This is a genomic window from Pseudomonas sp. HMSC067G02 (assembly GCF_001813485.1).
Taxonomy (GTDB): domain Bacteria; phylum Pseudomonadota; class Gammaproteobacteria; order Pseudomonadales; family Pseudomonadaceae; genus Pseudomonas; species Pseudomonas aeruginosa.
In genome coordinates this window covers 1-6771 of sequence record NZ_KV812727.1, presented here as the reverse complement: position 1 = coordinate 6771, position 6771 = coordinate 1, and the positions used below count along the sequence as shown (strand labels likewise).

5 protein-coding genes are annotated in these 6771 nt (G+C 69.8%); 4 read left to right on the top strand and 1 reads right to left on the bottom strand.

Annotation, left to right across the window (positions count from 1 at the left end):
• Nucleotides 1-90: 90 nt before the first annotated feature.
• The 4 genes from fptA to HMPREF2914_RS27935 are packed head-to-tail and all read left to right on the top strand — an operon-like array spanning nt 91 to nt 5278.
• Entirely contained in the window at nt 91-2253 is a 2163-nt protein-coding gene (gene fptA / locus HMPREF2914_RS27950; RefSeq protein WP_003111969.1) for a Fe(3+)-pyochelin receptor FptA, read from the top strand.
• Nucleotides 2253-2534: a hypothetical protein gene (locus tag HMPREF2914_RS27945; RefSeq protein ID WP_003129326.1), complete on the top strand. Its 282-nt coding sequence runs from the start codon at nt 2253-2255 to the stop codon at nt 2532-2534. The genes fptA and HMPREF2914_RS27945 overlap by 1 nt, the downstream gene beginning before the upstream one ends.
• Nucleotide 2535: 1 nt before the next feature.
• On the top strand, nt 2536-4041 hold the full coding sequence (locus HMPREF2914_RS27940) for a PepSY-associated TM helix domain-containing protein (RefSeq protein WP_023092387.1): 1506 nt from the start codon (nt 2536-2538) through the stop codon (nt 4039-4041).
• Nucleotides 4034-5278: a RhtX/FptX family siderophore transporter gene (locus tag HMPREF2914_RS27935; RefSeq protein WP_003112118.1), complete on the top strand. Its 1245-nt coding sequence runs from the start codon at nt 4034-4036 to the stop codon at nt 5276-5278. The genes HMPREF2914_RS27940 and HMPREF2914_RS27935 overlap by 8 nt, the downstream gene beginning before the upstream one ends.
• Nucleotides 5279-5382: 104 nt before the next feature.
• Here the strand turns inward: HMPREF2914_RS27935 and phzM are convergent, their stop codons facing one another.
• Nucleotides 5383-6591 carry a pyocyanin biosynthetic protein PhzM gene (gene phzM / locus HMPREF2914_RS27930; protein ID WP_003093633.1) on the bottom strand — a complete coding sequence of 403 codons (1209 nt, stop codon included), beginning with the start codon at nt 6589-6591 and terminating at the stop codon, nt 5383-5385.
• Nucleotides 6592-6771: the final 180 nt, after the last annotated feature.

The following is a 6771-nucleotide window of genomic DNA, read 5'->3' as shown; positions in this document are numbered from 1 at the left end:
GAAAGACCGGCAATCGAAAAAGCCTCGGAGACGATTTCTTCATAATGATAAGCATTATCAAATCGTATATCCCCCGAGGCTGTTCGAACGATGAAAACGGAGACGAAGGTGATCAAGGGACGCCAGGGCATCGCCCGCAATCGGCACACCCCGTTGTGCCTGGGGCTGCTGCTGGCGCTGAGTCCGCTGGCGGCGGCCGTGGCCGACGCGCGCAAGGACGGCGAGACGGAACTGCCGGACATGGTGATCAGCGGAGAAAGCACGTCTGCCACCCAGCCGCCGGGGGTGACTACCCTGGGCAAGGTGCCGCTCAAGCCGCGCGAGCTGCCGCAGTCCGCCAGTGTCATCGACCATGAGCGCCTCGAACAGCAGAACCTGTTCAGCCTCGACGAAGCCATGCAGCAGGCCACCGGGGTCACCGTGCAGCCGTTCCAGCTGCTGACCACCGCCTACTACGTGCGCGGCTTCAAGGTCGACTCCTTCGAGCTGGACGGGGTGCCGGCACTGCTCGGCAATACCGCCAGTTCGCCGCAGGACATGGCGATCTACGAGCGGGTCGAGATCCTCCGCGGCTCCAACGGACTGCTGCATGGCACCGGCAACCCGGCGGCCACCGTCAACCTGGTGCGCAAGCGGCCGCAGCGCGAGTTCGCCGCCAGCACCACCCTCAGCGCCGGGCGCTGGGACCGCTACCGCGCCGAGGTCGACGTCGGCGGCCCGCTGAGCGCCAGCGGCAACGTGCGCGGCCGAGCGGTGGCCGCCTACGAGGACCGCGACTACTTCTACGACGTGGCCGACCAGGGCACCCGCCTGCTCTACGGGGTGACCGAGTTCGACCTGAGCCCCGACACCCTGCTCACCGTCGGTGCGCAATACCAGCACATCGACTCGATCACCAACATGGCCGGGGTACCGATGGCCAAGGATGGGTCCAATCTCGGACTGTCCCGCGACACCTACCTCGATGTCGACTGGGACCGCTTCAAGTGGGACACCTACCGCGCCTTCGGCTCCCTCGAACAGCAACTGGGCGGCGGCTGGAAAGGCAAGGTCAGCGCCGAATACCAGGAAGCCGATTCGCGCCTGCGTTACGCCGGCTCCTTCGGCGCCATCGACCCGCAGACCGGCGACGGTGGCCAGCTGATGGGCGCCGCCTACAAGTTCAAGAGCATCCAGCGCAGCCTCGACGCCAACCTCAATGGGCCGGTGCGACTGTTCGGCCTGACCCACGAACTGCTCGGTGGGGTCACCTACGCCCAGGGCGAGACCCGCCAGGACACCGCACGCTTCCTCAACCTGCCGAACACCCCGGTCAATGTCTACCGCTGGGACCCGCACGGCGTGCCGCGCCCGCAGATCGGCCAGTACACTTCGCCGGGCACCACCACCACCACCCAGAAAGGCCTCTATGCCCTGGGTCGGATCAAGCTCGCCGAGCCGCTGACCCTGGTGGTCGGCGGCCGCGAAAGCTGGTGGGACCAGGACACCCCGGCCACTCGCTTCAAGCCCGGTCGCCAGTTCACGCCCTACGGCGGGCTGATCTGGGACTTCGCCAGGGACTGGTCGTGGTATGTCAGCTACGCCGAGGTCTACCAGCCGCAGGCGGATCGCCAGACCTGGAACAGCGAGCCGTTGAGCCCGGTGGAAGGCAAGACCTACGAAACCGGGATCAAGGGCGAACTGGCCGACGGCCGCCTGAACCTGTCGCTGGCGGCGTTCCGCATCGACCTGGAGAACAATCCGCAGGAAGACCCGGACCATCCGGGGCCGCCCAACAATCCGTTCTACATCAGCGGCGGCAAGGTGCGCAGCCAGGGCTTCGAGCTGGAAGGCACAGGCTACCTGACGCCCTACTGGAGTCTCTCGGCCGGCTACACCTACACCAGCACCGAGTACCTCAAGGACAGCCAGAACGACTCGGGGACGCGCTACTCCACCTTCACCCCGAGGCACCTGCTGCGCCTGTGGAGCAACTACGACCTGCCCTGGCAGGATCGGCGCTGGAGCGTCGGCGGCGGACTCCAGGCGCAGAGCGACTACAGCGTCGACTACCGTGGCGTGAGCATGCGCCAGGGCGGCTACGCACTGGTCAACATGCGCCTGGGCTACAAGATCGACGAGCACTGGACGGCGGCGGTCAACGTCAACAACCTGTTCGACCGGACCTACTACCAGAGCCTGTCCAACCCCAACTGGAACAACCGCTACGGCGAACCGCGCAGCTTCAACGTCAGCCTGCGGGGCGCGTTCTGATGCCGCGCCGGTCGGGCTTCGGCTGGGCCTGGCGGGTTCCGCTGGCGCTCGCCGGCAGCCTGGCGGCGGCGACCGCCAGCGGCTATCTGTTGACTCGCGGGCTGCCCCTGGACGACCCGCTCGAGCGTCTCTACGCCGGGCTCTTCGGCGCGCTCGGGGTGGGCTTGTTGCTGCTTGTCGGCGGGTTGCTGGCGCGTGATCCGGGCAACTTCGCCTGGCGCCTGGGCGGTAGCCTGCTGGCACTGGGCCTGGCGTTGTGGCTGCTGGCGGGGCGCGGTTGAAGTGGCGGCGCGTCCTCTCCTGCTCTCGCTGCACGGTGGCGCCGGCGCGCTGTTCGGCGTGCTGCTGTTCGTGGTGCTGTTCAGTGGCGCCTGGAGTCTTGGCCACGACGACCTGCGCGAGTGGCTGCGGGCCCCGGCGCAGGCGGGAGGAGAAGCCCTTGCGCTGGAGCGCCTGCTCGAACGGGCGGGCGAGGAAGGCGTCGACATCGGCGATGCGACCCTGCTGCTGCCCGCTCCCGGCCATGCCGCCTTCAGCGTCTGCGATGCGCGCCTGGACTGCCGGCTGGACCTCGACCCGGCCAGCGGCCGGGTGCTGCCACCGACGCCGGCGCTGGACCTCCTGCTGAACCTGCACAAGAGCCTGTTCGTCGGCTTCCCCGGGCGGGTGCTGGTCAGCCTGTTCGGCGTATCGCTGTTGCTGCTGTGCCTGGCCGGCGTGCTGCTGCACAGCCGCCGCTGGCGCGACCTGCGGCGTTGGCGGCGGGATCGCGGGCTGCGCCTGGCGCTGTTCGACCTGCATGGCCTGATCGGCATCTGGGGACTGCCCTGGCTGCTGTTGTTCGGTTTCACCGGCGCGCTCAGCGGGCTGGGCGCTCTCGGGACCCTGCTGCTGGCGCCGGTGGCCTACCCGCAGGAACCGAACCGGGTGTTTGTCGAGTTGATGGGACCGCCGCCGCCCGCCGCCGAGGGGCGGCCATTGGCGTCCCGCATCGATCTCGACCGCCTGCTTGCCGGAGATGCCGTGCGGGCGCCCGGCTTCGTTGCCCAGCGTTTGAGCCTCAGCCATGCCGGGGATGTCGCCGGTAGCGTGGAGATCGCCGGTATCCGGCGTGGCCTGCCGAGCACCGCGAACTTCGAGCGGCACCGCTATCGGCTGGCCGACGGCACCCTGCTCGGCGAGCGCAGCTCGGCGCAGCGCGGTTTCTGGCTGCGCGCCTTCATCGCCGTGCAGCCGTTGCATTTCGCCCAGTACCAGTGGCTCGGGCCGGGCTGGTCCGCCGCGTTGCGCGGCCTGCACCTGGCGATGGGCCTCGGCGCCTGCCTGCTCTGCGCCAGCGGCCTGTACCTGTGGCTGCAACGACGCGCCTCGGCGCCGGACGCCCGCGTACGGCTCTTGCAGCGCCTGAGCCAGGGTTTCTGCGCCGGCCTGGTGGCGGCGGCCGCGTTGCTCCTGCTGGGGCTGCAACTCGCGCCCTTGGAGTTGCTCGCCGGACCCTGGCCGGGGCGGCTGTTCCTTGTCCTGTGGGGCGTCGCTGGTCTGGCGGCGTTGCTGCTGCCGGGCGACTGGCCGCTGGCGCGCGGATTGCTCGGCGTCGCCGGGCTGGCCTGCCTGGCGGCCGCCGTCGCGCACCTGGCGCCCTGGCTCATGCGCGGCCGGCTGCCGGCCCTGGGCTCCGACCTCACCTTGATCCTCTGCGGCGCGCTGCTCATCCGGCACGCCTGGATGCAGGCGCGCGCCGCCGCGCCACCCGCCCACCCCCGTGTCACCGGAGACCACCATGCTTGAGCTGTATCGCCACCGCCGCCTGGTCATCACCCTGGCGTTGCTCTACCTGTCCCAGGGCATTCCCATCGGCCTGGCCATGGACGCCCTGCCCACCCTACTGCGCCAGGATGGCGCGCCATTGCAGGCGCTGGCCTTCCTGCCCCTGGTGGGGCTGCCCTGGGTGGTCAAGTTCCTCTGGGCGCCCTGGGTCGACAACCATTGGTCGCGCCGTCTCGGCCGGCGGCGTAGCTGGATCCTGCCGATGCAATGCATCGTCCTCGCCTGCCTGCTCGGCCTGGCGACGCTCGGCCTCGGCGTGGCCAGTGCCGGTTGGGCGGTCGGCCTGCTGGCGCTGGCTTCGCTGGCCAGCGCGACCCAGGACATCGCCACCGACGGCATGGCGGCGGAGCACTTCAGCGGCGAGCTGCTGGCCAAGGTCAACGCGGTACAGATCGCCGGGGTGATGATCGGCTTCTTCGGCGGCGGCGCCGGCAGCCTGATCCTCGCCGGGCATTTCGGCCAGCGCACGGCGTTCCTGGTCATGGCCTGCGTGCCGCTGGCAAGCCTGTGCTGCGTGCTCGCCCTGGGGCGCGGCGACCCCCACGAACTCCCCCCGGCACCGGCCGCCAAGGCCAGCCTGCTGCGCTTCCTGCGTCGGCCGCTGGCGCCTTCGCTGCTGGCGCTGGCACTGCTGTCGGCGATGACCGCGGTGTCCGGCTTCGGCCTGTCCAAGCTGTACCTCAGCGATGCCGGCTGGGCCTTGCAGGACATCGGCCGGCTGGGCATGAGCGGTGGCCTGGTCACGGTATTCCTCGGCTGCGGCGGCGGCGCCTGGCTGGTCAGGCGGATCGGCCTGTGGCGCGGTTTCGCCCTTGGCGTGGTGCTCGCCGGCTGTTCGGCGCTGCTCTGGTATCTGCAGGCCGGTCGCTGGTTGGCACTGAGCGAAGGGTTGGCGTGGACCTGCGTGCTGATCGGCTCGCTGGCCACCGGCATCACCTCGGTGGCGATCCTCACCGCGGCGATGCGCTTCGCCGGCCAGGGCGGCCAGGCCGGCACCGATGTCACCGCAGTGCAGAGCACCCGAGACCTCGGCGAGATGCTGGCGTCTTCGTTCCTGGTCAGCCTCACCGCGCAGATCGGCTATGCCGGCGGTTTTCTCACCGGCAGCGCCCTGGCGGTGCTGGCCCTGCTGCTCGCCCTGCGCCTGCAGGCCGGCGAGGGGCGCGGGGAGTGGAAGGGGCGGGCGGAAGAGGCCTGAGGCGCTGCCGATAGGCGCGCAGCGCCCGGCACCCGCACGGATGCCGCCTCTCCCACGGACGGGAGAGGCGGGAGAGGGCAGGCGCGGTGGCCTGCCCGGTGTTGCTAGCGTGGCCGTTCCACCTGGTTGCGGTAGCTGCCGGTGATCGCTTCCAGCGCCGCGCTTTTCTCGGTCTTCGGTCGCGAAGCCGCGGCCCATTCCTCTTTTTCCCGTTCTCGGTTGGCCAGGATGATCTTGTTGGCGGTCGGCCGCCGCGCTTCTTCGTATTCGCGCAGGGCTGCGGCCACGTCGGCGTTGCGCGCCAGCGCGGCGGCCAGCTCGATGCCGTCGAGGATCGCCTGCGAAGCGCCGTTGGCGCCCATCGGATACATCAGGTGGGCGGCGTCGCCGAGCAGCGTGATGCGTCCCCGGCCCCAGTGCGGCAGCGGATCGCGGTCGACCATCGGGTACTGCAGGATCAACTGGTTGCGGGTCAGCAGGTCGCGGATGTCGAACCAGCCCAGGTCCCAGTCGGCGAAGAACGGCAACACGTCTTCCAGGCGTCCGTTGCGGTTCCAGTCGGCCTCGTTGTCGAGCTGGCCGACGGCGGCGCTCGGCACCATGCACACCCAGTTCACCAGCGACTTGCCTTCGGCCGCGTGGCGCGCCGAGATCGGATAGGCGACCAGGCGCGACCAGTGCTCGTCGTTGGCGACGATCATGGTCTTGCCGTCGAGGAAGCGGTCGAACTCGGTGACGCCGCGCCACATGGTGATCCCACCGTGGGACAGCGGCCCCTGGTCGGGATGCAGGTGCGCGCGGACCGCCGAATGGATGCCGTCGGCGCCGACCAGCACATCGGCACCGAGCGCCAGGGGCTTGCCGTGTCCGTCGCGGGCGCCGATCAGTACGCGGCCGTCGCGCTCTTCGATGCGCTCCACGCCGAGACCGGTGCGTACCGCCTGTTGGCCGAGGCGCTCGCGCACCGCGGCGAGCAGGATCATCTGCAGTTCGCCGCGATGGATCGAGTACTGCGGATAGGCGTTGCCGGCCTCCACGCCGCGCGGCTCGGACCATACCGTGGCGCCGCTCTGGTCGATGTAGCGCAGCTCGTGGGTGGGGATGGCGGTGGCCGCCAGCGCCGGGCCGAGGCCCAGTTCGGCAAGGGCCTCGACCGCCGCCGGCTGGATATTGATGCCGACGCCAAGGGGGCGTATCTCGCTGCTGCTTTCCAGCAGCGTGACCTTGCCGATGCCAGCCTGGTGCAGGGCCAGGGCGCAACTGAGGCCGCCGATGCCGGCGCCGGCGATGAGGATATCGATGGGTTCGCTCATGGGTGCTTCCTTTTCTCGAGTGTTCGAATCGATGGGGGTTCGGCTGGGACGGATGACCGTTTACCGCGATGAAACGTCGGCGCAGCGGCGGATAACGCCGGTGGCGTTATCCGCCCTCCGGCCCGACTCCGGGGCCGCGGGACGCATATCCGCCATGAAACGTCGGCGCAGCGGTGTCGT